Annotated in this window: 4 protein-coding genes; all 4 read left to right on the top strand. The window is 62.7% G+C overall.

The window, feature by feature from the left end; genetic code table 11:
- The first annotated feature begins 126 nt into the window (after positions 1-126).
- A complete protein-coding gene (locus EN932_RS32930) occupies positions 127-555 on the top strand; it encodes a VOC family protein (RefSeq protein ID WP_013530756.1) in 429 nt (142 codons plus the stop codon).
- Between the two features lie 187 nt (positions 556-742).
- On the top strand, positions 743-1,258 hold the full coding sequence (locus EN932_RS32925; RefSeq protein WP_013530757.1) for a hypothetical protein: 516 nt from the start codon (positions 743-745) through the stop codon (positions 1,256-1,258).
- A gap of 233 nt (positions 1,259-1,491) precedes the next feature.
- Positions 1,492-2,109 carry a C39 family peptidase gene (locus EN932_RS32920; protein WP_127369040.1) on the top strand — a complete coding sequence of 206 codons (618 nt, stop codon included), beginning with the start codon at positions 1,492-1,494 and terminating at the stop codon, positions 2,107-2,109.
- Positions 2,110-2,133: 24 nt separating this feature from the next.
- Positions 2,134-2,854 (top strand): D-alanine--D-alanine ligase (locus tag EN932_RS32915; protein ID WP_128369396.1); only part of this gene is annotated, 721 nt, incomplete at its 3' end.

Raw genomic sequence — 2,854 nt, 5'->3', positions numbered from 1 at the left:
GGCTAGACATGCTTTCCAAAGGCCCGCCGGATCCCCTCCCGGCGGGCCCTTTGTTTGCTGGGAAGTATCCGCATTGACGACGCCCTATCCCAACCTAAATTCGAACCCACACGAGGAGGCGTTTTCATGGAAACCCAGGAATTGCATCGCGGCCGGCTCATCGACCACATCCAACTGGTGGTCAGAAACCTCGCGGCCAGCCGGCGTTTCTACGAGGCGGTCCTGCAGGCGCTCGATGTCCCGATCGGAGGTAGCGGCGCCGACTTTTTCTGGGCCGACGAGCTGTTTGTCTCCACTGCCGACAGCCGGGCCGCACAGGGAAAACTCACCGGCCGCCATCACCTGGCTTTCCAGGCAAGGGACCACGCCATGGTCGACGGCTTCTACAAGGCCGGGCTGGCGGCCGGCGGCACGGACAATGGCGCGCCGGGCGAACGGCCCTATCACCCCGGCTATTACGCCGCCTTCCTGCTCGATCCGGACGGCAACAACATCGAGGCCGTCCATCACGGCCCGCATCGTCGCAGCGCCGCTTCGGTGAAGATCACCTTCTAAGCTGCCGATATTCAGCCGGCCGGGATCGCGGACGCATGGGCGATGCTGGAGAGAGGCTGCCTTGCGTTGCCAGATCGGTGGCCCCGATGCTAACCGTGCAAATGGCGGGTGGGAATCGGTCCCGAAGCAACGTCCGCCACAAATTTTCAATAAAACTCCCCTTACCCCCCGTGGAGATATTTTTTTTATGCAAAACCCAGCAAGGGCGATCTGTGCCGCCACGCTTCTATTTGCGATCGGGGCCGTTGGCCTCACAAGTATATCATCCTTTGCTTATATTTCATCGGCGCAGGCCCAGGAGGAATATCTTCCGACCGAGAAGGATTTTGTCGGCAAATGGAAACTCAACGGCGGAGCCATCCGGCCGCCGCGCGATATGAAGGATGCGCCGACACCGGAACAGGAAGCGGCCGCCAGTGAGTTCCAGCAGACGGTGACCGCGTTTTACGGGGCGTTCGATTATCTGGAGATCACGGCGGACGGCCGCTACAATTTTCACCAGCCCGGAGATCCGACGTCGGGGCCTTGCGTCTGGTGCGGAACCTGGTCGTTCAGCAAGAGTTCGGCGTGGCTCGAGCTGGATACGGCGCCCCGGCTGGATATCTACGCCAAGGACGGCGACATGCAGATGACCTACACTGTCGAACCCTACGAAAAATCGAAATATGCGTGGCTGGTTTTCGGCTGGGCGAAGGCCGAGTAGGCGGCGCGCAGCATTCACCACGTTCGTCATCCTCGGGTCTCCGCGACGGAGCTTCGCTCCTGCTCCGCCTGTGGATGACGAAGGCGGGAGAGGCTTCCGCTAACCCCGGATGTCAGCGATGGTTGACCGAAACGGAAGATGACATCTTCTGGGTCGCGCCACTGAATGTCACGGCTTTTCATCCATCTCGTATCCTCGTATACGAGATGGAACCAGCCGACCGAGGAGACCGCATGAGCCCGCCGCCTGAAACCGTGCCGTTTTTCAGCCAGTGGGAAACGCCTGACATGACGCTGGACGTGCTCGCCGACGGCGCGGATGTTGCGCTCAGGCGCGATCCGCTGTGGAGGCGATCCGGGGCGGAGACCCTCGACGAATACGCAATCTGGGCCGCCAACATCTGCGGCATGGCCTGCCTTAAGATGATTCTGGCCAGCCGCGGCGAGATCGTGCCGACGATCGAGCTTGCCAGGCGCTGCACCTTATATGGCGGCTATGTCGTCAATGAGAGATCGATCAAGGGGCTGATCTACGCGCCCTTCGTCAGCTTCGTGAAGGAAGCTTTCGGCCTGCGCGCCGAGGTGATGACCAATGTCGCCACATCAGACATTCCGGCGATCATGCAGCGGACGCGCTTCTTCATCGCGTCGGTCAGCAGCTCGATCCGCTGGCCCGAGCGTGAGCCGCCCTCGAAGGGCGGCCATCTGGTGCTGATCACCGCGGCATCCGACGAAGGTTTCCGCTTTCACAACCCGTCCGGCCATGAGCCCGCCACACAGGCAGACGCAGTGTTGTCACCGGCCGATTTCGACCGCTTCTTTGCCAATCGCGGCATTGCCGTCGCCATTTGATTTTTTGACAGTCGAGGGATTTCGATGACCGACAAGACAAGAGTGGCCATCCTCTATGGCGGGCGTTCGGCCGAGCACGACGTGTCGCGCCTTTCGGCCGCCAATGTGCTGAAGGCGATCGACCGCACGCGCTACGATATCGTGCCGATCGCCATTTCGCGAGGCGGCAGGTGGCTGCTGCAACAACTCGATCGCGCCGCGGCGATCGGCGATGAGGCGGCAGGGGCGCCGGCCTCCGAAGACGGCCCGGAGGTTGCTTTGTTGCCCGGCGGCAAGGGCCGGCTGGTTGCGGTGTCGCGGGATGGTACGCAGCCTGAGCTGCCCCCCATCGACGTCGTGTTCCCGGTGCTGCACGGGCCGTTCGGCGAGGACGGCTCGGTGCAGGGCTATGCCGAGGTCGCCGATGTCGCCTATGTCGGCTGCGGCATTCTCGCCTCGGCCGCCGCCATGGACAAGGACGTCGCCAAGCGGCTGATGCGCGAGGCGGGACTGGCGGTTGCCCGCTCCGTCACCGTGCATCGAAACGGCAAGCATTCCTTCCAGGAGATTGCCGGGACGCTCGGCCTGCCTTTCTTCGCCAAGCCGGCGCGCCAGGGCTCGTCCTTCGGGGTCAGCAAGGTGAATGACAGGGACGGCTTCGAGCAGGCCATCGACACGGCTTTCCGCTACGACGGCAAAGTGTTGATCGAGGAATTCGTCGAGGGCCGCGAGATCGAGTTCTCGGTGCTGGGGCGCGCCGACGGGT

Origin of the sequence: Mesorhizobium sp. M7A.F.Ca.US.002.01.1.1, assembly GCF_004022955.1 — a bacterium.
GTDB lineage: Bacteria > Pseudomonadota > Alphaproteobacteria > Rhizobiales > Rhizobiaceae > Mesorhizobium > Mesorhizobium ciceri.
The sequence above is the reverse complement of the archived record's forward strand: the minus strand, read 5'-3'. Positions and strand labels throughout refer to the sequence as shown.

Coding starts and splice junctions, on each gene's coding strand:
- EN932_RS32930 (WP_013530756.1), top strand. CDS start 127: ATGGAAACCCAGGAATTGCATCGCGGCCGGCTCATCGACCACATCCAA.
- EN932_RS32925 (WP_013530757.1), top strand. CDS start 743: ATGCAAAACCCAGCAAGGGCGATCTGTGCCGCCACGCTTCTATTTGCG.
- EN932_RS32920 (WP_127369040.1), top strand. CDS start 1,492: ATGAGCCCGCCGCCTGAAACCGTGCCGTTTTTCAGCCAGTGGGAAACG.